A 24,259-nucleotide genomic window follows, 5' to 3' on the forward strand; every position below is an offset into this window, starting at 1 on the left:
GCGGCGCCGCCCGCGGGCGCGGATCCGCGGTATCGTGCTCGCCGATGGATGACGAGATCCTGGAGCAGCTGCGCGAGCGCTACGCAGCAGAGGGCCTGATCGTCTTCGCGGGCGCGGGCGTGTCGGCGGCGGCGGGCATGCCCACCTGGAGACAGCTCGCCGAGAAGCTGCGCGACCGCGCGCGGAAGCGGAGCGCCGACCCCGCGGTCGTCGACGAGATCCAGCAGTACATCTCCTCGAACCAGCTCATCAACGCGCTCTCCGCCGCGAAGCTCGCGCTCGGGCCGCAGGACTTCAACTGGACCGTCGACAAGGAGCTCGACGACACCGGCCGCGACGTGCCCGAGCTGGCGCGGGCGATCGCCGCGCTCAAGCCGAAGCTCAAGGCGGTGCTCACCACCAACATCGACCGCTTCCTCGAGCGCGCGTTCCAGGGCGAGTGGCGCGTGATCGACCGGCCGGCGGCCGACGTCGTCATGGACAGGCGCTTCATCCTGAAGCTGCACGGCACGCTGCGCGCGTGGGACACCTGGGTGTTCTCGCGCGACCAGTACGACCGGGCGATCTTCGGCTCGCCCCTCCTCCAGGACGCGTTCGGCGCCCTCTACCGCGCGCATTCCATCCTGTTCGTGGGCTTCGGCCTCGCCGACGACAACATCGACCAGACGCTCGCCCGCGTGCGCGCGCTCGCGGGCGGGCAGCCGCCCATGCACTTCGCGCTGCTCCCGGAGGGCGTGCCGCCGTTCCGCCGCCGGCTGCTCGAGGAGTCGGGCATCCGCCTCATCCTCTACGAGAACCAGGCCGGCGATCACGCGGAGGTCGCGCAGGTCCTCCTCGGCCTGGAGCCGACCGCCGCGCCGCCGCCGCCCCCCCCGGCGCCGCGCGTCGCGACGCCGGCGCCGCACCCGGCGGTGAGCGCGCGCCCGACCGCGGCGCCGCCCGCGAACGCGCTCCCGGCCGCGGCGCGGCCGGTGCGCGTCTTCTTCTCCTACGCGTCGCGCGACGAGGAGCTCCTCGCGCGCCTCGAGGCGCACCTGAGCCCGCTCAGGCGCGAGGGGCTGATCGCGCCATGGCACAGCGGGAAGATCGGCGCGGGCGAGGACCTGGAGCGCGCGATCGGCGAGCAGCTCGAGGCGGCCGATCTCGTCCTGCTCCTCGTGAGCGCCAGCTTCCTCGCGTCCGAGCAGGGCGACGCGCAGGTGACGCGCGCCATGGAGCGGCGGGCCGCGGGGCAGGCCGCGGTCGTGCCGATCCTGCTCCGCCCCTGCGACTGGGAGACGACGCGCTTCGCCGAGCTCCAGGCGGTGCCGCGGGACAGGAAGCCCGTGACCAAGTGGTCCGACGAGGACGAGGCGCTCCTCCAGGTGGTGCGGGAGATCCGCGCGCTCGTGACGAAGCTGCGCGCCTCGCTCAGGTGAGCTCGGGCGCCCTCGCCGGGGCGGCGGTTCCGCCGCGCAGCGCGCGTATTCCTCACTCTTCCGCCTCCCCGGCTCGTGAGGGATTGCCGCGGCCGGCGCCCGCGCGATGGGGGTCGGGCGGCCTCGTTCGCCCCGAGATCTCTCGCGCTTTTCTCGGGCTCTTCTGAGCCTCTGGCCTTGCCGCGCTGCGGCCGGCAGCGGGCGCGGATGCACATCGAGGCGCGCATGCGGCTTGCTTGGCCCGCTGGGCGGACAATGCGAACGAGCGGAGAGGTGGCCATCGTGAGCCCATTGCACAGAGAGCGGATGGTGACGGCGCGCGAGAGCAGCCAGCCCGAGGCACGGATCGCCGAAGAGGAGCCCCCGCCGGAGTCGGGCCGGCAGCCGGCCGTCTACACGGCGCGGGGCGGTCCGACCGGAGAGCCCTGGCCGGAGCGCGCGCCCGCGCTCACGCCGGACGAGGCGCGCGAGCTGTCCGAGCGCTGGAGCGCCATCCAGGCGGGCTTCATCGAGGCGCCGCGGCAGGCGGTCGAGCAGGCCGACGCGCTCGTGACCGAGGTGATCCAGCGGGTCGTGCAGGGCTTCCGGGAGGAGCGCAGCGCGCTGCAACGCCTGCTCGACGGCGAGCCCGGGCGACCGGAGGTGTCGACGGAGGAGCTCCGGCTCGCCCTGCGCAGGTACAGGTCGCTGCTCGGGCGCCTGCTCGCCTTGTAGCGCAGCGCGGGCGTGCGACGTCCAGCGCAGCGCGGGCGTGCGACCGGGGCGTGCGCCCCCGCCCGCGGGTGGCGCCCTGTAGCGGGGGCTCTTCGCTTCTGGCATGGTCGCCGCCATGCTCGTCCGCAGTGCTCTCCCCTCGGTTCTACGCGGCCCGCAGCGCGACGCAGGCCGCCTGACCGGCGCCGCGCTCCGGCGCCGCGCTCCGGCGCTGCTCGGCGCCGCGCTCGCGCTGCTGCTCGGGTGCTCCGGCGCAGCGCAGGCCCCCGCCGCGCGCCCGGCGCGCGTCGTGAAGACGCCGCCCGGGCAGCCGAAGGCGCCGGAGGGGCCGCCGCTCCTGCCGGCCCAGGTCATCGCGGAGCTCGAGGGCGAGGACGCGACGCCGTACTTCGCCCGGCGAGGCGACGAGGCGCTCCTGCTCTACGCGGCGGGAGGCCGGTTGAGGACCCGCGTCATCGGCGCGGACGGGGCGCCGCGCGGGGACCTCGTCGACGCCGGGCCGGTCGCCGCCGACGTGCCCGTCGCCGCGCTCCGCGCCGGGCCGCAGGGCTACATCGCCGCGTGGATCGAGCAGATCGGGGGGAGCCGCGCGGTGCGCGTGCTCGCGCTCGACCCGGCCGGCAAGCCGGTCGCCCCGGCGAGCCCGGTCGCGCAGACGGCCGAGGAGATCACGTGGCTCGACGTGCTCCCGAACGCGAAGGGGGCGCTCGTGCTGTGGGAGATGCCGCGCGAGGACCAGGGCGGCGTGGCCCAGGGCGACGTCGACCGCGTCGACGTGGTGATGACGGTCGTGGCGCAGGACAAGGGCGCCGCGATCAGGCCGACGGCGCCCGCGTCGGTCGCGCGCGACGTGCTCGGGTGGCACGCGGTCGCCACAGCGCGCGGCGCGGCGGTCGCCCTCGTGCTCCCGCCGGCCGCACGGCCCCCGACGGCCCAGGGCAAGCCCGCGCGCAAGGCGGAAGCGGAGGACGCCGCCGACACCGAGAAGCTCGGATCCATCGCGCTCCTGGAGATCGACGCGGCCGGCAAGGTCTCGGCGCCGGTGGCCGTCAGCCCCGAGCCGACCGCGCAGATCGATCTCGAGATCGCCGCCGTCGGTGGGCGCTACCTGCTCACGTGGACCGACGAGCGGGACATCGACAGCGCCGTGTACCTCGCGGCGGTCGAGCCGGGCGGCAAGGTGGTCGTGGCGCCGCGGCAGGCGACGCCGCCGTCCGGCGAGCAGGCGCTCGTGTCGCTCGTCGCGCCCTCCGCCGGCGGCGGCCGGGCGCTGCTCGCGTGGGAGGACCAGCTGCGCCCCCGCGACGGCGGCGTGGAGGCCGGCGGGGCGGGGCGCCTCATCCACCTCGCGTCGGTGGGTCCCGACGGCGCGCTCGGCGCCGAGCGGGCGGCGCTCGTCTTCAGCGCGAGCGGGCCGCCCGACCTCGCGGCGGACGGCGACGGCTTCGCGGCGGTGACGCTCGCGCCCGCGAGGCTCAAGGCGGCCCGCGACGCGGCGGCCGCGCCGCCGATCTGGCCGACGTTCGTGCGCTTCGGCCCGGACCTCTCGGTGCGGGCGGCGGAGCCGGTGCGCGCCGCGCCGTTCGCGGCGACCGACGGCGTGCCGTACCTCGTGCGCGGGCTGAGCTGCCACAAGGGCGCGTGCGTGACGCTGGCGAGCGCGGCGGCCGGGGCCGGCCCGCAGCAGGGCGGCGCGGGCAAGGCGTCGAGCGCGGCGGGCGCGCGGGCGCCGCTCGCGCTCGTGTCGCTGCCGGTGCGCGAGAGCGCGTGGCGCGCGCCCGCGTTCCGGGCGGACAAGGCGCCGCCGCCGCGCGCGACCGCGGTGCGCGCGCTCGCCGAGGGCGACCACCTCGCCAGGGTGGCGGCCGCCGAGCTCGACGGCGGCGCGGCGCTCGCGGCGTGGGTCACGTACTTCGTGGAGGGGGCGTCGGACGCGGCGCCGCGCGGGCAGGACCTCTCGGCGACGCTGGCGGTGCGCGCCGCGTCGCCGGGCGGCCTCGGCAAGGTGAACGTCCTCTCGCAGAAGGCGTCGTCGCTCGGCGGCGTCGCGATCGCGACGGCGCCGCCGCCCCCGGCCGATCCGAAGGGCAAGGGCGGCGCGTCTGCGGGCGAGAGCGTGATCGCGTGGGTCGCGCGCGAGCGGGGCGAGACGCAGGTCTACGTGACAAAGGTCGACGCGACGGGCGCGAAGCTCGCGCAGAAGAAGCTCACCACGGCGGCGCGAAAGAAGAAGGGCGGCGCCGCGAGCGAGGCGTCCGACGTGGCGATCGCCTACGACGGCGCGGGCGGCTTCATCGTCGCGTGGGTCGACACGCGCGACGGCAACGCCGAGGTGTACGCGGCGCGGGTGGACCGCGCGCTGAACAGGACGGTGCCGGACCGGCGCATCACGAACGCGCCGCTCGACGCGGCCGAGGTGCAGATCGCGGTGCGCGGCCAGGAGGCGTGGCTCGTGTGGTCGGACGCGCGGCCGGCGGGCGGCGCGGCCGGCGCGGGCGGCGAGGCCACGGGCGACGTGTTCTTCGCGCGGCTCGACGCGAAGACGCTGCAGCGGATCGGCGACGAGTCGCGCCTCCACGCGTCGCCCGAGCACTCGCGCAGCCCGGTGCTCGCGCCGCACGAGGGCGGCGTCCTCGTCGGCTGGGTCGACGAGCCGGCCGGGGAGGACGCGGCGGCCGGAGGGGGCTCGGCGGCTCGCGGGGGCTCGGCGGCTCGCGGGGGCCCGGCGGCCGGCGGGTCGGGCGGGCGCGCGTGGCTCGTGCGGCTCGACGACGGCGGCGCGGTGCAGGGCGCGCCGGTGGCGGTGGCCGGCCCGGACGGCACCCCGGTGTCGTCGATCGCGCTCGCGTGCGACGAGGTCTGCCGCGGCGTGCTCGCGTCGGCGCCTGGAGACTCGGTGGTGCTGAGCGCCTTCTCGCTGGCGCCCGGCGAGGCGGCGGCGCCCGCGCTGAAGCAGCTGGCGTGGCTGACGGGCAGCGCGTCGCAGGACGTGTCGCCGGTGTTCGCGGGGCGCTCCGGCGGGTCGCTGTTCTTTGCGGACGACGCGGTGAGCGGCTCGGGGCGCGTCCGGTGGATGACGATCGCGTGGCCGTGAGCGGCGCGGGTCGCGCGCGTCGTCGGCGCGCTGCGCCTGCGCGCGCGGGCGCGCTCCTCCTGGGGGTGCTGGCCTCGGCGCTCGGCTGCCCGGGGCCGCCGGAGGTGCCGGTCGCGCCGTCGGGCCGGGCGGCGGGCGCGGGCGTCTTGCCGGCCTGCAAGGAGAGCGGCTGCTCGCAGGCCGGGGCGCTGCTCGCGGCCGCGCGAGCGTTCAGCGACGTGCGGCACGACTACCTGCTCGACACGTCGAGCGCGATGGTGCCAGGCCGCGGGCTGTCGCGGAGCGCGGCGGGCGTGTTCTCGCCGGTCGGCCTCGCCTGCGCCCAGCCGAAGGCGGCGACGGGAGCGCCGGCGGCCGCGGGAGCGCTGGCGGCCGCGGGAGCGCCGGCGGCCGCGGGAGCGCCGGCATCCGCGGCGGCGCAGGGCGGGCCTGCGCCTGGGCAGGGCGAGCGCGCGATCGACTTCCGCTACGTGGGCATCGCGGTCGACTCGGTCCTCGTGGGCGCCGACGTCGATCTGCCGGCGTACTTCAGCGCCGGAGGCACGCTCGACAAGCGCCGGCTGCGGCTGGTCGCGATGGCGCTCGTCGCGGACGAGGATCCGCAGTTCTTCGACCCGACCGAGAGCGTCGTGCCGGCGCCGGGCGGCGGCTGCGCCTGCGGTCGCGCGACGCACTTCATCGGGGCCGTGAAGCGCGGCGCGATGGTCGCCTACGAGACGGACGTGACGGCCGGCGAGGCGCACGGCACCGCGATCGGCCTGTTCAAGGCCCGGATCGAGGCGGGGGACCGCCGCGTGACGATGACCTCGGTCGGCGAGCTGGCCATCGAGGGCGTCGAGGGCGCGCCGGTGGCGGGCGGGCCGGGCGGCGCCAAGGGCGGCGGGCAGGCGTTCGGCGCGCTGCGGATCGAGGTGAAGAAGGCGGTGCCGCTGGCGTACGCGATCTACCCGGTGGCGGACGTGTGCCGCTTCTCGCTCGCCGAGCCGGAGATCGCGCCGCTGCCGGTCGACCTCGGCGTGGTGCCGTACGGCGCCACCGGGACGGCGCAGGCGCTCATCACGAACCGGGCGCAGGTCGATGTCCGGGTGACGCACGGCGAGCGCACGGTCGAGGTGCCCGCGCACGGGAGCGCGGAGCTCACGTTCTCGTGGACGCCGGAGGGCGCGACGGCCGGCTGCGAGCGGCAGACGCGGCGGGACACGTTCGTCGTGCAGCCGAAGGACGCGGCCTCCCCGGTGGTGCCGCGCGAGCGGGCGGTCGTGGTGCCGCTGCAGGTCACGACGGGGATGCCGACCTTCTCGAAGCACGAGCCGATCGCCACCGAGACGGGGCGGTCGCCGGACTACGGGCGGGCGAGCGCCGACTGGACGTGCCCGGCCGGCTATGTGGTGGAGCAGTGCGAGCCGCAGCTGTCGAGCTGCCTGTCGTCGACCGGCAGCTGCAACGCGGAGGGCTACCGGCTCACGGCCGAGGTGACCGCGGACGGGCGCGGGTGCTCCTTCCGGTGCACGGGGCCGAGCTCGTCGATATGGGGCGACCACGGGTGCGCCTACACGGCGGCCATGGTGTGCCGGCTGGGGTGCAGCAAGTAGGGGCGGGCGGTGCGGTGGGCCGTGCGCGCTCCGCGGCGGCTTCGGCCTGGCGCGATCCGTTGTCGTGAACCGACCCGGCTTTGCGCGGCTCCGCCGCGGTGGCCGCGAAGAGAGCCGTCTCGCGGCGTTCAGCTGCAAAGGACGTGGGATTCTGCCCCTCGTGCCCATGGGGTGCCATAATTCCCTCCGATCCGGTGAAGACGACGCTGCTTGCGAGCACCCATTGGCTGATGGAGGAGGACGGCGACGGGCGCGTCGTGTGGCTCGCGCGCCAGCCGGCGCCCTTCGCCTCCATCGCGGAGCTCACGAGCGCCAACGCGGCAGTGCTGCGGTCGATCGCATCGCGACACCGGAGCGCCGGCATCGTCGTCGACATGCGTCAGGCGTCCGCGCGCAACGACGCCGCGTTCGAGAAGGCGATGCACGGCATGCGGGCACAGATCACGTCGAGCTTCGCGCGGACGGCGGTATTGGTTGGGACGCAGGCGGGCCTGCTGCAGGTGAGCCGCCTCACGCGCCAGGACGGCGCGACAAGCTTCGCGACCACGAGCGAGGCGGAGGCGCTCCACTTCGCCCGCGGCGAGTGGACCGAACCGTCGAGGGGTTGAGGACTCGAACGGTTGCTCGACGAGCGATATCGTCCCTCGGCGGGGGCCAGCCACAGCGGCGTAAGTGCGCCGGGCTTGACCGGAGGTGGTGGAGGACGTCCTTGGAAGTGCGCCGGGCTTGACCGGAGGTGGTGGAGGACGTCCTTGGAAGTGCGCCGGGCTTGACCGGAGGTGGTGGAGGACGTCCTTGGAAGTGCGCCGGGCTTGACCGGAGGTGGTGGAGGACGTCCTTGGAAGTGCGCCGGGCTTGACCGGAGGTGGTGGAGGACGTCGCGGGAAGCGGTCAGCGCTTCGTCGAGGAGGGGCGCCGGTCGCGCGGCCGGGCGGGCACGCTCGACGGCAGGTCGCTCAACCCTCCGTCTTTCCGTATGTCCGATAGAGATCTCGGGGCGTTGCTGGAACCTCACGACGACATGTTGAAGGACATGGCACAGAGCCTCGCTGCGGGAGATCGCGCCAAGCTCATCGGTAGTCAGCACGTTGCCGTCCGGAGAGGCCGCCACGATCCACCTTCTGCCCGCCGTTCGTGCAGGTCGGTCCGCTCGGCTCGGGCGCGATCGTGATGTCGATCAGCGCCCGCGACGCACCTTCGCCGTCAGCGCCGCTGTCGCCGCGTTCGCCCTCGGGGCCGTCCGCTCCCGGCCCACCGTCGAGCATGGCCTCCCCGCTGCGGGTGCTATATTTGCCGCCCTCCATGCTCGACAAGCTCGACATCGCCCGCGCCCTCCGCGAGATGGCCATGCTCCTCCAGCTCAAGGGAGAGAACCCCTACCGAGCGCGCGCCTACGAGACCGGCGCCCAGGCCCTCGAGGAGCTCACGGACGAACTCGGCGCGCTCATCAATGAAAAGCGGCTCACCGAGCTCAAGGGCATCGGCGCCGCGCTCGCCGCCCAGATCGCCGAGCTCTACAAGACAGGGCGCTCCGTGCAGCTCGAGCAGCTCCGCGCCGAGCTGCCCCGCGGCGTCCTCGAGCTCTCCCAGGTGCCGGGGATGACCCTCAAGCGGATGAAGGCGCTCCACGACGCGCTCGGCATCGGCAGCGTGGAGGAGCTCAAGACGGCCTGTCTCACCGGGAAGGTCCGCGCCGTGAAGGGCTTCGGGGCGAAGATCGAGTCGAGCCTCCTCGAGGGTATCCACCGCCACGAGACCCGCGACGAGCGCATCCTCCTCGTCGACGCCCTGGAGCTCGCCGAGCCGCTCCTCGCCCACGTCCGCGGGTGCGAGGCGACCGAGCAGGCCGACGTCGCAGGCGCGATCCGGCGCTGGGAAGAGACGGTGGCCGAGGTCGACATCGTGGCCGCGGCGGACGACGCCGCGCAGGTCGTCGACTGGTTCGCCCGGTTCCCGCGCGTCGCCGAGGTCGAGGAGCGCGGCGAGGCGCGGTGCAAGGTGAGGTTCTCGGGCGGCCTCAGGGGCGAGCTCCTCTGCGTGCCGCCCCGGTACTACGCCGCCGCGCTCCACCACAGGACGGGCGCGCCCGCGTACATCGAGGCGCTCGGCGCGCTCGCGCGCGAGCTGGGGCTCACCCTCGACGAGCGAGGGCTCCTCCGCGACGACAAGCGCCTCCCCGCGAAGACGGAAGAGGAGCTCTACAGGCACCTCGGCCTCCCGTACATCGCGCCCGAGCTCCGCGAGGGCGCGGAGGACATCATCGCTGCCGTCGCGCGCGACGACCGCGACGACGAGCTCATCGTGGAGGGTGAGCTCCAGGGCATTGTGCACTGCCACACGGTGTACTCCGACGGCAAGAACACGATAGAGGAGATGGCCCTGGAGGCCGAGGCGATGGGGATGAAATACCTCACCATCACCGATCACTCGCCCGCCGCCCACTACGCCGGCGGCGTCGGCCTCGACCGGCTGAAGCAGCAATGGGACGAGATCGCCCGCGTGCAGGAGCGCGTGAGCGTGAAGCTCCTCCGGGGCACCGAGTCCGATATCCTGGAGTCGGGGGAGCTCGATTATCCGGACGCGATCCTCGAGCAGCTCGACGTGATCATCGCGAGCATCCACTCGCGCATGAAGATGGACGCGGACCAGATGACGCGCCGGCTCGTGCGCGCGATGAGGCTGCCGGTCTTCAAGATCTGGGGGCACGCGCTCGGCCGGCTCATCCAGCGGCGCGAGCCGTTCGCGTGCCACGTCGAGGAGGTGCTCGACGCCGTGGCCGAGTCGAGGGCCGCCGTCGAGGTGAACGGGGACCCGTACCGCCTCGACATGGAGCCCCGGTGGATCAAGGAGGCGCGCAAGCGCGGTATCCGCTTCGTGATCTCGACCGACGCGCACTCGACGAACGCGCTCCACAACCTGCGCTTCGGCGTGGGGACCGCGCGGCGAGGCGGCCTCCGCCGGGGCGAGGTGCTGAACGCGCTCGGCCCGGCCGCGTTCAAGAAGGCCGTGCGGCCCGCCGCCTGACGCGCGGCGGCGCGACGCCGCGAGCGGCCGAGACATGAGAAGCACTATTTACTTTGTCGCGGCGTACACTCCCCCCGCGCGCCACGAGGGACAATCCATCCTAGCGGACCTGTGTCCGTTTTCCAGGGCTGCCCGCGTTGACCCGCGCGCGATGGCCGGCCGAGCGCCTCGACAGACGGTGCGCGTCGTGTGACCGTTGAGCTGCCATGACGACGCCGATGCCGACCCCTCCGCCCGCCGAGAACATCGTCTCTCTCATCGGCCGCACCCCGATGATCCAGGTCACTCAGCTCGACACCGGCCCGTGCGAGCTCTTTCTCAAGATGGAGAGCCAGAACCCCGGCGGCAGCATCAAGGATCGCATCGGCCTGTCGATGATCGAGGCGGCCGAGCGCGACGGCCAGCTCGGGGGCGAGCGGCGGCACGTTGTCGAGGCGACGGCGGGCAACACGGGCCTCGGCCTCGCGCTCGTCGCGGCGCGGAAGGGCTACCGGCTGACGCTCGTCATCCCCGACAAGATGAGCCAGGAGAAGATCTTTCACCTGAAGGCGCTCGGCGCGCACGTCGTGATGACGCGCTCCGACGTCGAGAAGGGCCACCCGAGCTACTACCAGGACCTCGCGGCCCGCATCGCGCGCGAAGAGGGCGCGTTCTACGTGAACCAGTTCGAGAACCCCGCGAACGCGCTCGCGCACGAGACCGGCACCGGCCCGGAGATCGACGCGCAGCTCGACCGCAGGATCGACGCGATGGTGTGCGGCGTCGGCTCCGGAGGCACCCTGACCGGGCTCTCGCGCTACTTCGCGGCGGCGCAGCCGCGCTGCGACATGGTGCTCGCCGACCCGGAGGGCTCGGTGCTGGCGGGCTACGTCAAGACGGGCAAGCTCGGCAAGGCGGGCTCGTGGCTCGTCGAGGGCATCGGCGAGGACTTCCTCCCCCCGATCCTGGACCTCTCCCGGGTCAAGCTCGCGTACACGATCTCCGACCGCGAGAGCCTTGAGACGGCGCGGCTGCTCCTCTCCAGGACGGGCATCCTCGCCGGCTCGTCCTCCGGGACGCTCCTCGCGGCGGCGCTGCGCTACTGCCGCGAGCAGTCGTCGCCCAAGCGCGTCTGCACGCTCGTGTGCGACAGCGGCAACAAGTACCTGTCGAAGATGTACAACGACTTCTGGATGGCCGATCAGGGCTTCACCGATCGCGAGCCGACAGGGGACCTGCGCGACGTGATCACGCGCCGCCACGCCGACAGGGCGGTGGTCACGGTGCAGCGGGCGGACGCGCTCCTCGTCGCCTATGCGAGGATGAAGCTCTACGATGTGTCGCAGCTCCCCGTCCTGGAGGACGGCAAGATCGTCGGCCTTGTGGACGAGTCGGATCTCCTCCTCGCGGCCGTCGACGACGTGACGCGCTTCCGCCAGCCCGTGGAGACGGCGATGACGACGCGGCTCAAGACGGTCGACGTGCAGACGCCGATCCGGGATCTCCTCCCGATGTTCGACGCGGGGCTCGTGCCGATCGTGACCGACGGCGACGAGTTCGTCGGGCTCGTCACCCGCATCGATCTGCTCAACTACCTGCGACGCCGGGTGAAGCTGCACGAGGTCTGAGCCGGCCTGACGCGACGGCCCGGCCGTGCGCCTTGTGGCGGGAGCGGGCCTGTGGTGACATGTGCGCCATGCAGAAGGCGCATGGAACCGGCGTTGTCAGTTTCCTTCAAGCGGGGGTCAGGGGGGCCGCGGCGTACGCGCTGTGCCCGGCGGCGCTCGCCCTGTCGGCGTGCGCGCCTGCCGCGGGGTCGCCGCCCGCCGCGGCGCCGTCGTCCGCGGCGCAGGCGGAGGGGGCGGCGCCGCCGTCCGCGGCGCAGGCCGTGCCCGCGCTCCTCGACATCGCCACGGCGCGGGTTGTCGACCTGACGCACCCGATCACGCCGGAGATGCCGCTGTATCCCGGCAACAAGCCCTATGCGTCGGAGACGCTCAGCACCGTCGAGAAGGACGCGTATTTCTCGAGCCGGTTCTCGATGGACGAGCACGCCGGGACGCACGTGGACGCGCCGGCGCACTTCAAGGCCGGGGCGCCGACCGTCGAGCAGATCGCGCCGGAGCAGCTCGTGGGGTCGGCGGCGGTCGTGGACGTGACGGCGAAGGTCGCGGCCAGCCCCGACCATCAGGTCACCGTGGACGATCTCCGGGGCTGGGAGGCGCGGCACGGGGCGCTCGGCGCGAGGCACATCGTGCTGATCCGGACGGGGTGGGGGGCCCGCTGGTCCGATCCGGCGAAGTACCTGAACCAGGACGCGCAGGGCGTGATGCACTTTCCCGGGGTCTCCGTGGAGGCGAGCCGCTATCTGCGCGAGCGCGGCGTGCGCTGCGTCGGCATCGACACGCTGTCGACCGATCCGGGGCCGAGCCAGTCGTTCGACCAGCACAAGGCGTTCCTCGGCGCCGGCGGCTACCACATCGAGAACCTGGCCAACCTGGAGCAGCTCCCCGAGGCCGGGGCGGTCGTGGTGGTCGCGCCGCTCCCGCTCACGCGCGGCAGCGGCGCGCCCGCCCGGGTGCTGGCGCTTGTGCCAGCCTCCGGCGTCCCGGGGAAGTAGGCGCGAGGCCGAGCGCCGGCGGTCACCCGCTTCGGATACGGGCCCACCTCGACGTTTTCGGTGCTCGGCGTACTGGAGTACGCCTCCGCGCCGAAAACGCCGATCTGGGCCCGTCTCCTGTGCGGGTGACCGCCGCTCTGCGCGGCATGTACCAGAGGGGGTGACCGGCGCTCTAAGGGAGGAAGACGGTGATCACGCGCGTGGTCGACTCCGGGATGCCGGTGAGGTTGTTGACGCAGCTCGGGTAGTACATGCCGCGCAGGTTGAGCTGCTGGCAGTAGCTGTGGCACGTCCCGCGGATGCTGATCATCCCGCATGGTATGGCGGCTCCGCTGCCGTCGAGGTGACCGGCGGCGCACTCTCGGGCGAGCGACCGCGCGTGGTCACGGTTGGCCTCGTTGAAGCAGGCGTTCAGATACGGGGAGGGGGCGAAGAGGTTGCCCCAGAAGGCGCCTTCCATTCGCGTGTAGGTCGAGAGCTCGGGTGAGTCGGTCTTGTCGATGGCCGAGTGGCTGCCCCGCGACGAGATCGTCACGGAGGCGCCGTACCAGTTCGTCCGCGACGCGAGGCACGCGGAGAGCCACTGCTGGTCGTTATGGCCGAGCGGCTTGTCGCTCCAGCTGGGCACGAGGCCGATGAGCCCCCAGTACTCCTCGTTACGAACCATGCCCGAGCCGTCGGTCCACGAGAAGCTGAACGACTGCGCGGGAGTGAACGCACAGCCGACCACATAGCTGAGGAGCTGGCGCGAGAGATCGCCCGCCTCCCCCGGGGCCTGGATCGCGCTCAGGGCGGCTGGGCTGAGGGCGCCGGGGTTGAGGGCGTTGGGATTGAGCGCGTTGGGGTTGAGGGCGTTGGGATTGAGGGCGTTGGGATTGAGGGCGTTGGGATTGAGCGCGTTGAGGTACTCAAGCGCATTAGGGGCAATTCCTACGAACCCCTCCTGTTCTTCCTGGTCCGTGACGCAGGACACAAGAAACACGAGCGCCAGCGCTGCGAAGTCAGCGGTGCTGATTCGGTACATGGTCGTCCCCCCTGTTCGTTCCTTCGCGGTCCCGTCGAAGGTCGAATTGGTTGTACCGAAGAATGGCCATCGATGTCCAGTGTTCGATAGAGCATCCGTGTGGAATCATTGAATCGTTGATTGCGAGTCTGCTCTGTCCAGAGCGTGGAGAGCGAGCGTGAGGCTGTGTGTCGCGTCGCGCGCCGCCGCTCGTCGCGCTTCGCCTCGAATCGAGCGAAGCGAGCGAAGCGTGATTGATGATCGAAATCTCACATCCCATGAAGGGACAACAGGACGAGGGCGAGCTGGCTGTGTGTCGTTGCCATGCGCTGTGCGACGGCATGCGCGCGCACGGAGCGGGGGAGCGACGGCGTGGGGCACAACGCTTACGAGCGCGCGCCGAAGCGGTCTTCAGCCGGCGTTATCGGGAAGGCACGTACGCGGGGGCGGGTGGGCGGTCGTCGAGGGGATCGGGCCTTCGCCCGGCTCAACCGGGGCCGACCTCGCCTCCGCCGCCGTGCGGGCCCTGCGCCGGCGGCGCGCCGGTCGGGTGAGGCTGCGGGCCCTGCGCCGGCGGCGCGCCGGTCGGAGGAGGATAAGGATGCATGGGGCCCGCCTGGAAGGACGGACGGAAGGTCGCCGCGGCGCGCCGCTGCTGCCGCCGGACGAGGGCGCGGAGGGCGTAGAACAGCGCCCCGCCGAGCGCCGCGAGGAGCAGCAAGGTGGGACCGGCCGCCGCCAGCAAGACCACGGCGCTCACGACGACAGTGCCCGCGTTCTCGACTCCCTCCCTGGCCGCGCGGGCGATCCTGCCGCCGGCGCCCACGGTCGGCTCCTCGCGGCGCGTCGTGATCGAGATCTTCACGGTCGCATAGGCGATCTGCCCCTCCAGCAACCGCTCCTGCGCCTCGATCTGCTCGATCGTCTCGCGCACGCTCCCGAGCTGCTTCTCGACGGCGACAACGTCCGCGAGGCTCCCGGTCCTGTCCGACAGGAGGTCGAGCAACCGCTTCTCCTGGGCGCGGGCGTTGCGCAGCCGCGCGCCGATGTCCGCGCGCTGCTCGGTCACGTCCTCGGCCTTCTCCGCGTCGGCGACCACCTCGCCGGCCGAGGCCACCACGGCGCGGAAGGCGCCGACCTTCGCCGAGGGGACCCGCGCCTCGAGCGACGCGCTGCGGTGGGGGCCGCCGTGCACCCTGGCCTCGCTCACGTAGCCGCCGTGCTCCTCGACCGCGGTCCGGAGCCGCTGTATCGCCGGGTCGAAGGCGTCGACGAGGATCGTTGTATCGACGGTGATCCGCATCGCGCGCTGGGCGAGCGGAGGCACCCCGGGCGCAGGCGCCTGCGCTTGCAGGTCGAGCGCCGCCGCCTGAAGGGGCGCAGGCGCGGACTCCCCCGGCGCCGAGCTCGAACGATCCGATCTGGCGCACGCGCCGGTCAGGGTCAGAGCCGAGAGCAACGCGACGGACAGGCTCGTTCGCAGGCGCATGCGGCCAGCATAGCGGTCGAGGGCAAGCGCGGCGAATGACGCGCACGAATCGGTCGCCGGGACGCGCGCCGAGCGGCCGCGGGCCCACCCCGAGCGGCCGCGGGCGCGAGAGGGGGCCCGGCGCGCTCATTGCGAGGCGGCCGCGGACCCATGTCGACAAGCAGAGCGGATGTCCGGGGATACGACGTGATCATCATCGGCGGAGGACCGGCCGGCCTCAGCGCGGCGCTCATCCTGGGGCGGTGCCGGAGGCGGGTCCTCGTGTGCGACTCGGGGCGGTACCGCAACCACGCCGCGCACGCGATGCACGGCTTCCTGTCGCGCGACGGGATCGCACCGTCCGAGCTCAGACGGATAGGGCGCGAGCAGCTTCAGCCCTACGGCGTCGAGATCCGGGAGGCGGCCGTCGCCGACGTCCGCCGCGAGGCGACGCGGTTCGAGGTGACGCTGGAAGGAGGCGAGCGCCTGCTCTGCCGCAAGCTGCTGCTCGCCACAGGGCTCGTCGACCGGCTGCCGGACGTTCCGGGCCTGCCCGCCATGTACGGCAAGAGCGTGCACCACTGCCCCTACTGCGACGGCTGGGAGGCGCGCGACAAGGCGATAGGCGTCTACGGACAGGGATGTACGGGGGTCTCGCTGGCCCTCAACATGAAGACGTGGAGCGATGACGTGATCCTGTTCACGGACGGTCCAGCGTCGCTGTCCAGGTCCGACGCGGGCCGGCTCGCGCGGCACGGGATCGGCGTGCGCGAGGAGCGGATCGCGCGGCTCGAGGGCAGGGACGGCATGCTCGAGCGCGTTGTGCTCGAGGACGGCAGCGCCGTGGAGCGCCGCTCGCTCTTCCTGAAGACGAAGCAGGAGCAGGGGGCGGATCTGGCCAGGAAGCTCCGCTGCAAGATCACGGAGGAACACGGCGTGGAGACGGCGGACAAGCACGAGGAGACGACCTGCGAAGGGGTCTTCGTGGCCGGAGATGCGTCGAAGGACGTGCTGCTCGCCATCATGGCCGCCGCCGAGGGCGCCGACGCGGCGTTCGGGGTCAATTGCGCCCTGCAGGAGGAGGATCTCGCGTAGCGAAGCCTGCAGTCGCAGCGCGTGTGGCGTTTTGCCTCGGGGTGTGATCCGTGGGTCGCCACGCGAGCGGCCGCCGGTACGCCGGCGATCTCCGGGCGATCAGCTCCCCCGGCCTGCAGCCCTCAATCGCCGCGGCCGCCCGGTCCGCGGCCGCGGCCGGGGTGCCCGGGCCCGTGCGGCGGCGGGCCGGGGCGCCTCCGCCGATCCGCCTCGAATTCCTCGTAGCGGGTGAGCTGCTCGGGCGTGAGCACGCTCTTCACGCGGGCATCGGTCCTGTCGCGGAGGGCGTCGAGCGCGGGGCGGCACTCGGAAAGAAGCCGGTCCCGCTCGACCTCGGCCTCGGCCAGGGTGGACCGGAGCTCGCGCACCTGGCGATCCGTGAGGTCGAGGTGGCGGCGCATCGCCCGGAGGCGGAACTGGGCGCGCGCCTCGGCCGGAGGACCCCGGAAGGTGGCCTCGAGGTCGCGCAGGGCCATGCCGCGGCCGAGCGCCGCGCCGGCGACGCCGCCGAAGAGGAACACGGCGGCGAGCACGGCCAGGGGCTTCCAGCGCGCGGGGGAGGGCGGGGGCGCGGGGTGCGGGGGCGCGGGGTGCGGGGGCGCGGGGTGCGGGGGCGCGGGGGGTACGGTCATTCGATCGCCTCGATGGTCTCCACGGAGGCCATGATCGCGCTGTCGACGTCGCGCTGCGTCCGCAGGAAGAAGAGGACGCTCGCGGCCGCCGCGAAGGCGGTGACCACGATGGCCGCGCGACCGGAGCGGACGATGCCGTCGGCCATCGCGGGGCGCGCGGGTGGGCGAGCGGCCGCCGCGGCGCGGAGGACGGCCTCGGTGAAGGCCGCGTCCGGCGCGAGGTCGTCGGTCGCGCGGGCGACGCGGGCCAGCGGGTCGTCGGCCGCCGCGGCGGCGCGCAGGACGGCCTCCGTGAAGCGGTCGTCGGCGTCGAGGCGGGCGGTCGCGGCCGCGAGGCGCGCGAGGTCCCGATCGAGCTCGGTCCGTTCGTCGTCGCGGTCAGGCATGCGGCGCCTCCTTCTCGGTCTGTCGCGCGCGGAGCGCCGCGCGGGCGCGCACCAAACGTTGCTCGACGGCGCCCTCGGAGCAACCGAGCGCGGCCGCGGCCTCCTTCGCGGGCAGCCCCTCGACGGCGACGAGGACGAGCGCGGCGCGCTCCTGGGGCGGCAGCGCGGCGAGCAGGGCGTCGAGCTCGCGCAGCGCGACGCGCGCCTCGGCGGACACGAGGCCGTCGAAGCGCGGCTCGGCCGGCGCCTCGCGCGGGGTGTCGCGGCGGCGCCGGAGGGCGTCGAGGCAGGCGTTCGTCACGATGCGGTACAGCCAGGTCTCCACCTTCGATCTCCCGTCGTAGCGCCCTTCGCGCAGGGCGCGGTAGGCATCGACGAACGCCTCCTGCAGGGCGTCCTCGGCCTCGGCGAGGTCGCCCACGATGCGCGCGGCGAGGCGGTACATCGGCGCGCGCGTGTGCTCGACGATCTGCCGGAAGGCCGCGTCATCGCCTCCGGCGACGCGCGCTGCGACGAGCCTGAGGTCGACGATCACGTTCCCCCGCGATTCTGCGCCCATGGCTCCGCGCGCGCCACCGGGACCGGCGCTCAGCGGCGCTCGGGGCCGCGCTCGCCGCCGCGGTCACCGCGGAAAGGGCCGCGCTCGCCGCGCTCGCCGCGGAAGTGGCCGCGCTCGCCGCGCTCGGGCCTGCCCGCGGCCGGGCCCTTCTCGAGGCGGTCGGCGAGCTCCTTGCGCTGCGCCTCGTCGAGGACCGGGACGATCGCGGCCAGCGCCTCGACGCTGCGGTCGAGGTGCGCCCGCGGGCCCATCTTCGCGTCCGCGGCCGGCAGGAACGCGCTCGCGTCGAAGCGATCGGCGGCGAACGTCTCGAGCCGTGCGCGCATCTCGGCGCGCTTCGCCGCGTGATCCCCGACCCGCGCGCTCCGGTCGGCGTCGCTCGGACGCATGCCCTCGAGGGCCTTGTCGATCTGCGCGCGCTGCTCGTCGCGCAGGTCGAGGCCTCGGAGGAGGTGGCCCAGCGGACCGCCCTTCATGCCGTGGCCGCCCTTCATGCCGTGGCCGCCCTTCATGCCGTGGCCGCCCTTCATGCCGTGGCCGCCCTTCATGCCGTGGCCGCCCATCCCGCCGCGTTCGCCGTCCGGGCCGCGGTGGTGCCGGCCGTCGGGCCCGCCGCGCCGGCCGCGCGCGCCCTTCTCTCCGCGCTCGTCCATCCTCGCGGCGATCGCGTCGACGAGCTGTCGGCGCTGCTCCTTCGTGAGCGTGGCGTGCAGGGTGCTCAGCGCCCCGGCGACGCGCGCCCGGCGCTCCTCGGCCGCGCGGCCCGCGTCGGGCAGCTTCGCCTCGATCGCCGCCCGATCGATCTTGCCCGCGCGCACGCCCTCGGCGAGCGCCGCGAAGACGGCCCCGTCCTTCGGGCGCGCCTTCGCGCCGTCGTGCAGGCCCTCGAAGGCGCCCTTGATCGTCGCCTTCTGCGCGTCCGAGAGATCGACCTCGTGGAGCGCTGCGCGCAGGAGGTGCTCCGGGCCGCCGTGGTGGCCGCCGAAGCCCTTCCGGTGGCCGCCGTCCTCCCCGTGGCGGCCGCCCTTCGACGGCCCCTGGGCGAGCGCCGCCTCGGCGGCCTCATCGCTCGGGGACGTGTCGCCCTGGCCCGTCTCCGCGGTGCAACCGGCCGCACCGACGAGCGCGCCGACGAGCGGCAAGATCCCACCAAGCCTCCACCAACGAGACTGCATCATGGACTCTTCTCCTGGGTCGCCCGCGTCGTGCCGAGCGGGTCGTTCATCCCTGGGACGCCGCCGGGCAGGGGCTCCCTACGAAGGTCCGCTTCTTTTTCCTGGAGGCGGGCCCGGCAGCTGGCGAGGCGCTCGTCGCCGCGGGCCCGCGCGGCCCGGCCTCACCGCACGCTGGTGATCAAATAGGTGCGCATCCCCTGCGGCGTGGAGACCTCGGCCTCGTCGCCCTCCGACAGGCCCAGCAGGGACGCGCCGAGCGGGCTCGTCGTGGCGAGGGTCTGCACCTCGATCCCCTCGAACTGCATGCGCTCGCCGCCGGCGGCCGGCAGCAGGAAGTAAAGAGCGCGCCGTTTCCCGCTCTCCAGCTCCACCAGCGCCGAGCTCTCGATGCCGGCGCCCGGGCCGAAATCGCGCGCCGCGAGGGCGCCGAGCTTCGCGAGCGCCTGCTCGAGCTGGAGCACGCGCTCGCTGTGGCCCCGCGCGACGTACGACGCCTCGGTGGCGCGCATGTCCTTGTCGCCCTCGGCGCGGTTCTCCTCGTGCGTGACGGCGCTGGCGGCGTCGCGCGCCCGCCCGGTCGAGCGCTCGAGCTCGCGAGTGAGCTGGTCCTTGATGGCCGCGAGCAACGCGCGCTTGTCGATGGCCGGAGGCATGAAGCACCCTACCAGACCGGGTCGCGGCGGTCACTCCGCCGTCAGCCAGGAGCGCTGCTCTCGACAAGGGATCGACTTCCCGGAGCGGCTCGGGCGGCTCGACGGCCGAGGCGTCGCGCTCGTCGGCGGGGCGCAGCGGGTGTCGAGGCCGGGGCACAGGGGGCGATGGCCGGTGTGGGTGAGCTTAGGGCGGCGCCTCGACCCCTCGAACGCCTTGATTCGGCCCGCCGCGGCGCCCCCTCAGACCCGGCGCAGCCGCTCCGCCGCGCGCTCCAGCGTCTCGTCCCGCTTGGCGAAGCAGAACCGCAGGACGGGTCCGGGCTCCACGCCGGAGAGGAACGGGGAGATCGGGATCGAGGCGACGCCGTGCTCGCGGATGAGGCGCAGCGCGAAGTCGGCGTCTCGCTCGGTCGTGATGGCGGAGTAGTCGAGCAGCTGAAAATACGTGCCCTCGCACGGCAGCGGGCGGAACCGCGAACCCTCGATGAGCCTCAGGAACCGATCCCGCTTCGCCTGGTAGAAGGGCGCGAGATCGGCGGCGAGCGGGTCGCGCATCACGACCTCGGCGTACGTGTGCTGGATGGCCGCGTTCACCGCGAACGTCACGAACTGGTGCGCCCGCTGGATCTCGGCCGAGAGCGGCTGCGGCGCCGCGCAATAGCCCACCTTCCAGCCGGTCGTGTGGTACGTCTTGCCGAAGGAGCTGATGACGACGGAGCGGTCGGAGAGCTCCGGGTACCGCGCGAGGCTCTCGTGCCGGCGCCCGTCGAAGAGGATGTGCTCGTACACCTCGTCGCCGACGACGATGACATCCCGCCCGTCGAGGACCCGCGCGAGCTCGCGCATGTCGTCGGCCGACAGCGCCGTTCCGGTCGGGTTGTGCGGCGAGTTGATGAGCAGGAGCCGCGTGCGCGGCGTGAGCGCGCGCCGCACCTCGTCCCAGTCGACGCGGTACTCCGGGAAGCGGAGCGTGACGAACACGGGCGTTCCGCCGTTCAGCTGCACGGCCGGCGCGTACGAGTCATAACAGGGCTGGAACAGGATGACCTCGTCCCCGGGCCGGACGAACGCGGTGATCGTGCTGAAGATGCCCTCGGTCGCGCCCGAGGTGATCGTGATCTCGGTCGCCGGATCGTAGCGGCGGCCATAGAGCCGCTCGATCTTCAGGGCCAGCGCCTCGAGCAGGGCCGGCACCCCCTGCATCGGGGCGTACTGGTTGTGGCCGGCGCGCATGTGGCGCGCGACAGCGTCGCAGAGCTCCGGCGCGCAGTCGAAATCTGGAAAGCCCTGCGACAGGTTGATGGCGCCGTGCTCGTTCGCGAGGCGCGTCATCACCGTGAAGATGCTGACGCCGGTCGACGGCAGCTTCGATGGGAACGCAGGCGTGGTCATGGAAGGCTCTATATCATCGCTTCTGCTCGGCCGCGCTCCCCGGCAGCGCCCCGCGGAGCGCGAGCGCCGCGACCGCCGCCGCCGAAGCCAGGCCGACCGACACGAGCAGGAGCCAGGGCGCCGCGCCGACCCTCCCGGAGCTCTCGTCGAAGAGCCGGCCGATGATCAGGTTGCCCGCCCCGGCGGAGAGCCCCGCCGCGAGATAGAAGATGCCGTAATGAACGCCCAGGCGGCGCTCTCCGGCGAGCAGCGGAATCATGTTCATCGTGAACGGATACGCGAGCATCATCCCGAAGGTGAGGATCGCCGTGCCCGCCAGCGCGGCCGCGGTCACGCCGGCGGCGTCCTCGACGCCGGCGAGGGACACGGCGGCGAGCGGAGCGAAGCCTGCCCCCATGACGGCGAGCCCGAGCGCGATCGATGCCGCGGGCGAGAGGCGCGCCTCGCTGAACGCCGCCACCCGGATCTGCAGCGCGATGACGAGCACGCTCGAGACCATGAACGCGGCGCTGACGCCCGTCTGGCTCGGGCTCACGCGCGCGAGCGCGAGCGGCAGCGCGAGGTACAGCTGATTGAACAGCACCGCATAGCCGCCCAGCGCGAACGAGAAGAGGAGAAACGGGCGGTTCGCCGCCGCCTCCTTCCAGTCCTGCCGCGCCGTGCGCGACGAGGCCGCCTCGCTGCCGCGCCGCTCCGGCAGCGCGAGGCGGAGCAGCGCCGCCCAGACGAGGAACAGCGCCGCGGACGCGAGCGCCAGCGGCCGGAACCCGGAGGAGAGCAGCGCGACCCCGAGGAGCGGCCCGAGGAGCGCGCCGACCTGCGAGAGCACCCCCGAGAGCGCGAACGCCATCGGTCGCTCCTCGCTGCCCACCGTGGCCAGGTACGCCTTGAGCGCCGGGGTGAACAGCGCCGCGGCGAGCCCGGTCAACACCGAGGCGGCGAGGAGCGTCGCCGGGTGGGACGCGAAGCCGAAGAGGGCAAACCCGGCGCTGCGGACGAGGCAACCCGTGACGATGATGGAGCGGTACTCACGACGATCCGCGAGCGCGCCGCCGATCAGGAAGAGGCCCTGCTGGCTGAGGTTGCGCAGCCCGAGGATGAGCCCGACCAGCGAGCCCTGGATGGCCAGGCCGCGGAGGTGGCCAGCCAGGTACGGCATGAGCATGTAGAAGCCGAGATTGAAGCCGAGATCGGTGAGCAGGAGGACCTTCACATCCCTGTCGACCGAGCGCAGCTTGGCGAGCGTCCCCGCGCTCGACGGGCGGCCGGGCGTCGGCGGCGGCATCGATCACTCCATCCGTACCGCGAGCTTCTGGTACGCCCACTCCGCCTTGCGACGCGCGCCGCGGCCGCTCCGATCCACGGCGATGACATGGCCGATGAAATCGTTGTTGTCCTCCGGCTCCCGCACCGTCTTGCCGACCACGTCGTCCACGACCAGGCGATGGATGTCGGGGTCGGCGTCGACCTCCGCGACCCCGTCGAGCTCGACGATGCGTCCCCCGCGCGGAGGGAGGAGGAAGTGGAGCGCCGCGCTCCTGATCCCTGTGGGCGCCGGCGTGGCGCTGGGCGCCCGGTCGAGCGACAGGTCGATGAGCACCTCGAACAGGTCGACGCCGGTCACGAGCTGGATGAGATCGAAGAGGAAGCTGCCGCCCATGCGGGCGTTGATCTCGACGAGCCTCGGTCCGTCCGGCGACAGCTTCACCTCGGTGTGCGCGAGCCCGTGGCCGTAGCCGACGGCGGTGAGCGCCTCGCAGACGAAGCCTTCGAGTCGGCGCGCGGTCTCGTCGGGGAGATCGGCGGGGTGCATGAGCGCCGACTCGATGAAGCGCGGATAGCCGACCAGGCTCTTGTCGGTCACGCCGAGCGCGGTGGTCCTGCCACGGAAGCTCACGGTCTCGACGCTGAACTCCTCGCCCCGAATGAATTCCTCGATCAGCGCCACGCCCGGACGCCGCTGCCCTCGGATGTTGACCGGCGGCCCGCTCACGGCCGAGAACGCCGCGCGGAGCCCGTCCGCGTCGCGGACGGCGACGACCTGCTCGCTGGCGCACAGGTCCACGGCCTTGATGACCACGGGGAAGCCGACCGAGCGCGCGAAATCGACGGCCGTGTCGACGTCATCGGTGGCGAGGAAGCGCGGCCCCGGCAGGCCGGCGCGCCGGCAGGCCTCGCGCATCAGGTGCTTCTCCCGCGCCACGCGCAGCGCCGCGGGCGGCGTGCCGGGGAGGCCGAGCTCGGCGGCGACCCTCGCCGCGGTCTCGAGATAGTAGTCGCACGTGGTGAGGACACCATCGTACCGCCGCTCGGCGTGGAGCGGTCGGAGCACGTCGAGGAGGCGCACGACGTCGTTCGTCTCGGCGACGATCACCTCGTCGGCCAAACCGAGCATCGGGTGCTCGTCCCCGACGCCCGCTCCCGTCCCGCGCGCGAGCAATCCAGCGCCGCGCGCCCAGCCGGTGTAGTGCTCTGGCTTGCGGCTCACGAACGTGAACCTGTGCCCGAGCTCCTTCAGCCTGCGCGGCAGCACGAGGCCGACCGAGCGCACCCAGCTCTCTACGATAAGCAAATTGGCCACGATGGTTCCTCCTTCAACGGCGCGCCGCCCGAGGAGGCGCGACCCCGATCATTCTCCCGGCCTCTCCGCGATGATCACCGAGTTGATCACCTCGTCGTGCGGGTGGATCTCCACGAGCGGCACGAACGGAGCCATGCCATGGATGTCGACCTCGGGATAAAGCAACGCGCGGAGGCGCCGTGAGCTACGGACCAGGAGCAGCGCTCCCGGGCGCATCGACGCGCAGAGATGGCGCAGCAGGCGCCCCTTCTCGCGCTCGTTCATGCCGACCAGCGCCGCGAGGAACACGCAGTCGAACTCCGAGAGATCCGCGCACGACATGGCGTCCGCGCGGATGAACGAGAGCCTGTCCGAGAGCCCGAGCCGCCGCGCGAGCGTCCGGGCCGAATCGCAGGCTTCCTCGTCGATATCGATGTTCGTCACCGTGAGGCCGTGACGCTCGGCGAGCAGCATCGAGGTGAACGGCAGCGGCCCGGAGCCGATGAACAGCACGCTCCCCGGCAGCGCGTCGCGCACGCCCCGCAGGGCCGAGAGCTCAAGCCTCGTCAGCTTCTCGTAGTTCGGCACGTAAGGAAACCGCTGGAGCTCGGCGGCCGGATCGGCGGCGGCGCCGATGCGCCGCGCCCAGTGGCGCTCCAGCTCGTACTCGCCGCGCGCGCAGACGCGCCACAGGGCCTCCCGGATCGCGTCCACGATCGGGTCCTCGAGGACGCTGTCGGCGTCGCGCCGCGAGCCGGACCTGGAGATGCTCACGAGCTCGCTGAACAGGTGATTCACCCGCTGGCTCGGCTCGAGCGAGCCCATCGTCGCGAGCTCCTGGTAGATGCGGTGAATGCGTGCCGACAGCGGTGATTCGATGGCAGTGCTCATGGTA

Annotated in this window: 21 protein-coding genes; 9 read left to right on the plus strand and 12 right to left on the minus strand. The window is 73.2% G+C overall.

All coding sequences use genetic code 11. The features are described 5' to 3' along the window. The first annotated feature begins 44 nt into the window (after window positions 1-44). The 5 genes from WMF17_RS43615 to WMF17_RS43635 all read left to right on the plus strand — a co-directional run bounded on the left by WMF17_RS43615 (window position 45) and on the right by WMF17_RS43635 (window position 7,426). Window positions 45-1,418 carry an SIR2 family protein gene (locus WMF17_RS43615; RefSeq protein ID WP_437646811.1) on the plus strand — a complete coding sequence of 458 codons (1,374 nt, stop codon included), beginning with the start codon at window positions 45-47 and terminating at the stop codon, window positions 1,416-1,418. Between the two features lie 282 nt (window positions 1,419-1,700). Beyond that, on the plus strand, window positions 1,701-2,132 hold the full coding sequence (locus WMF17_RS43620) for a hypothetical protein (protein WP_437646813.1): 432 nt from the start codon (window positions 1,701-1,703) through the stop codon (window positions 2,130-2,132). A gap of 115 nt (window positions 2,133-2,247) precedes the next feature. Continuing rightward, window positions 2,248-5,226 (plus strand): hypothetical protein, encoded by a 2,979-nt coding sequence (locus WMF17_RS43625; RefSeq protein WP_437646815.1) that lies wholly within the window; start codon window positions 2,248-2,250, stop codon window positions 5,224-5,226. Beyond that, window positions 5,223-6,818, plus strand: a complete 1,596-nt coding sequence (locus WMF17_RS43630) for a hypothetical protein (RefSeq protein WP_437646817.1) — start codon at window positions 5,223-5,225, stop codon at window positions 6,816-6,818. The genes WMF17_RS43625 and WMF17_RS43630 overlap by 4 nt, the downstream gene beginning before the upstream one ends. Before the next feature lie 143 nt (window positions 6,819-6,961). Then, window positions 6,962-7,426 carry a hypothetical protein gene (locus WMF17_RS43635; RefSeq protein ID WP_437646819.1) on the plus strand — a complete coding sequence of 155 codons (465 nt, stop codon included), beginning with the start codon at window positions 6,962-6,964 and terminating at the stop codon, window positions 7,424-7,426. Between the two features lie 462 nt (window positions 7,427-7,888). Here WMF17_RS43635 and WMF17_RS43640 read toward each other — a convergent pair whose 3' ends face one another. Then, window positions 7,889-8,140, minus strand: coding sequence for a hypothetical protein (locus tag WMF17_RS43640; protein WP_437646821.1), 252 nt, complete (start codon window positions 8,138-8,140; stop codon window positions 7,889-7,891). Between WMF17_RS43640 and WMF17_RS43645 the strand changes: the two genes are divergently transcribed. From WMF17_RS43645 to WMF17_RS43655, 3 genes are all read left to right on the plus strand, one after another. Next, window positions 8,121-9,842 (plus strand): helix-hairpin-helix domain-containing protein, encoded by a 1,722-nt coding sequence (locus WMF17_RS43645; protein WP_437599476.1) that lies wholly within the window; start codon window positions 8,121-8,123, stop codon window positions 9,840-9,842. The genes WMF17_RS43640 and WMF17_RS43645 overlap by 20 nt on opposite strands. Before the next feature lie 206 nt (window positions 9,843-10,048). Then, window positions 10,049-11,449: a pyridoxal-phosphate dependent enzyme gene (locus WMF17_RS43650; RefSeq protein WP_437599477.1), complete on the plus strand. Its 1,401-nt coding sequence runs from the start codon at window positions 10,049-10,051 to the stop codon at window positions 11,447-11,449. A 68-nt stretch (window positions 11,450-11,517) separates the two neighbouring features. Then, window positions 11,518-12,441, plus strand: a complete 924-nt coding sequence (locus WMF17_RS43655; protein WP_437599478.1) for a cyclase family protein — start codon at window positions 11,518-11,520, stop codon at window positions 12,439-12,441. A gap of 172 nt (window positions 12,442-12,613) precedes the next feature. Here the strand turns inward: WMF17_RS43655 and WMF17_RS43660 are convergent, their stop codons facing one another. Further along, window positions 12,614-13,465 (minus strand): hypothetical protein, encoded by an 852-nt coding sequence (locus tag WMF17_RS43660; protein WP_437599479.1) that lies wholly within the window; start codon window positions 13,463-13,465, stop codon window positions 12,614-12,616. A gap of 466 nt (window positions 13,466-13,931) precedes the next feature. Next, a complete protein-coding gene (locus tag WMF17_RS43665) occupies window positions 13,932-14,933 on the minus strand; it encodes a DUF4349 domain-containing protein (protein ID WP_437599480.1) in 1,002 nt (333 codons plus the stop codon). Window positions 14,934-15,083: 150 nt separating this feature from the next. On the opposite strand from WMF17_RS43665, the gene WMF17_RS43670 reads away from it, so the two are divergent. Next, the gene (locus WMF17_RS43670; RefSeq protein WP_437599481.1) at window positions 15,084-16,007 is read left to right on the plus strand and encodes an NAD(P)/FAD-dependent oxidoreductase; all 924 of its coding nucleotides are present in this window, start codon (window positions 15,084-15,086) and stop codon (window positions 16,005-16,007) included. Between the two features lie 122 nt (window positions 16,008-16,129). Here the strand turns inward: WMF17_RS43670 and WMF17_RS43675 are convergent, their stop codons facing one another. From WMF17_RS43675 to WMF17_RS43715, 9 genes are all read right to left on the minus strand, one after another. Next, window positions 16,130-16,639, minus strand: coding sequence for a hypothetical protein (locus tag WMF17_RS43675; RefSeq protein ID WP_437599482.1), 510 nt, complete (start codon window positions 16,637-16,639; stop codon window positions 16,130-16,132). After that, window positions 16,636-17,025 (minus strand): hypothetical protein, encoded by a 390-nt coding sequence (locus tag WMF17_RS43680; protein WP_437599483.1) that lies wholly within the window; start codon window positions 17,023-17,025, stop codon window positions 16,636-16,638. The genes WMF17_RS43675 and WMF17_RS43680 overlap by 4 nt, the downstream gene beginning before the upstream one ends. Further along, window positions 17,018-17,584, minus strand: a complete 567-nt coding sequence (locus tag WMF17_RS43685; protein ID WP_437599484.1) for an RNA polymerase sigma factor — start codon at window positions 17,582-17,584, stop codon at window positions 17,018-17,020. Before WMF17_RS43685 ends, WMF17_RS43680 begins: the two co-directional genes overlap by 8 nt. 29 nt (window positions 17,585-17,613) lie before the next feature. After that, window positions 17,614-18,762, minus strand: coding sequence for a Spy/CpxP family protein refolding chaperone (locus WMF17_RS43690; RefSeq protein ID WP_437599485.1), 1,149 nt, complete (start codon window positions 18,760-18,762; stop codon window positions 17,614-17,616). A 158-nt stretch (window positions 18,763-18,920) separates the two neighbouring features. Further along, window positions 18,921-19,412, minus strand: a complete 492-nt coding sequence (locus WMF17_RS43695) for a GreA/GreB family elongation factor (RefSeq protein WP_437599486.1) — start codon at window positions 19,410-19,412, stop codon at window positions 18,921-18,923. A 240-nt stretch (window positions 19,413-19,652) separates the two neighbouring features. Further along, window positions 19,653-20,804, minus strand: a complete 1,152-nt coding sequence (locus WMF17_RS43700; protein ID WP_437599487.1) for a methionine aminotransferase — start codon at window positions 20,802-20,804, stop codon at window positions 19,653-19,655. Window positions 20,805-20,817: 13 nt separating this feature from the next. Then, window positions 20,818-22,089 carry an MFS transporter gene (locus WMF17_RS43705; RefSeq protein ID WP_437599488.1) on the minus strand — a complete coding sequence of 424 codons (1,272 nt, stop codon included), beginning with the start codon at window positions 22,087-22,089 and terminating at the stop codon, window positions 20,818-20,820. A 3-nt stretch (window positions 22,090-22,092) separates the two neighbouring features. Then, on the minus strand, window positions 22,093-23,385 hold the full coding sequence (locus WMF17_RS43710) for an ATP-grasp domain-containing protein (protein WP_437646822.1): 1,293 nt from the start codon (window positions 23,383-23,385) through the stop codon (window positions 22,093-22,095). A gap of 48 nt (window positions 23,386-23,433) precedes the next feature. Further along, window positions 23,434-24,255 (minus strand): nicotianamine synthase family protein, encoded by an 822-nt coding sequence (locus WMF17_RS43715; protein ID WP_437599490.1) that lies wholly within the window; start codon window positions 24,253-24,255, stop codon window positions 23,434-23,436. Window positions 24,256-24,259 lie beyond the last annotated feature (4 nt).

This window comes from Sorangium sp. So ce362, assembly GCF_051519845.1.
Classification (GTDB): Bacteria; Myxococcota_A; Polyangia; order Polyangiales; family Polyangiaceae; genus Sorangium.

Excerpts from the sequence above, each read along its gene's own strand:
- WMF17_RS43615 (WP_437646811.1), top strand. The coding sequence starts at position 45 with ATGGATGACGAGATCCTGGAGCAGCTGCGCGAGCGCTACGCAGCAGAG.
- WMF17_RS43625 (WP_437646815.1), top strand. The coding sequence starts at position 2,248 with ATGCTCGTCCGCAGTGCTCTCCCCTCGGTTCTACGCGGCCCGCAGCGC.
- WMF17_RS43645 (WP_437599476.1), top strand. The coding sequence starts at position 8,121 with ATGCTCGACAAGCTCGACATCGCCCGCGCCCTCCGCGAGATGGCCATG.
- WMF17_RS43640 (WP_437646821.1), bottom strand. The coding sequence starts at position 8,140 with ATGTCGAGCTTGTCGAGCATGGAGGGCGGCAAATATAGCACCCGCAGC.
- WMF17_RS43650 (WP_437599477.1), top strand. The coding sequence starts at position 10,049 with ATGACGACGCCGATGCCGACCCCTCCGCCCGCCGAGAACATCGTCTCT.
- WMF17_RS43655 (WP_437599478.1), top strand. The coding sequence starts at position 11,518 with ATGCAGAAGGCGCATGGAACCGGCGTTGTCAGTTTCCTTCAAGCGGGG.
- WMF17_RS43660 (WP_437599479.1), bottom strand. The coding sequence starts at position 13,465 with ATGTACCGAATCAGCACCGCTGACTTCGCAGCGCTGGCGCTCGTGTTT.
- WMF17_RS43665 (WP_437599480.1), bottom strand. The coding sequence starts at position 14,933 with ATGCGCCTGCGAACGAGCCTGTCCGTCGCGTTGCTCTCGGCTCTGACC.
- WMF17_RS43670 (WP_437599481.1), top strand. The coding sequence starts at position 15,084 with ATGTCGACAAGCAGAGCGGATGTCCGGGGATACGACGTGATCATCATC.
- WMF17_RS43675 (WP_437599482.1), bottom strand. The coding sequence starts at position 16,639 with ATGACCGTACCCCCCGCGCCCCCGCACCCCGCGCCCCCGCACCCCGCG.
- WMF17_RS43680 (WP_437599483.1), bottom strand. The coding sequence starts at position 17,025 with ATGCCTGACCGCGACGACGAACGGACCGAGCTCGATCGGGACCTCGCG.
- WMF17_RS43685 (WP_437599484.1), bottom strand. The coding sequence starts at position 17,584 with ATGGGCGCAGAATCGCGGGGGAACGTGATCGTCGACCTCAGGCTCGTC.
- WMF17_RS43690 (WP_437599485.1), bottom strand. The coding sequence starts at position 18,762 with ATGATGCAGTCTCGTTGGTGGAGGCTTGGTGGGATCTTGCCGCTCGTC.
- WMF17_RS43695 (WP_437599486.1), bottom strand. The coding sequence starts at position 19,412 with ATGCCTCCGGCCATCGACAAGCGCGCGTTGCTCGCGGCCATCAAGGAC.
- WMF17_RS43700 (WP_437599487.1), bottom strand. The coding sequence starts at position 20,804 with ATGACCACGCCTGCGTTCCCATCGAAGCTGCCGTCGACCGGCGTCAGC.
- WMF17_RS43705 (WP_437599488.1), bottom strand. The coding sequence starts at position 22,089 with ATGCCGCCGCCGACGCCCGGCCGCCCGTCGAGCGCGGGGACGCTCGCC.
- WMF17_RS43715 (WP_437599490.1), bottom strand. The coding sequence starts at position 24,255 with ATGAGCACTGCCATCGAATCACCGCTGTCGGCACGCATTCACCGCATC.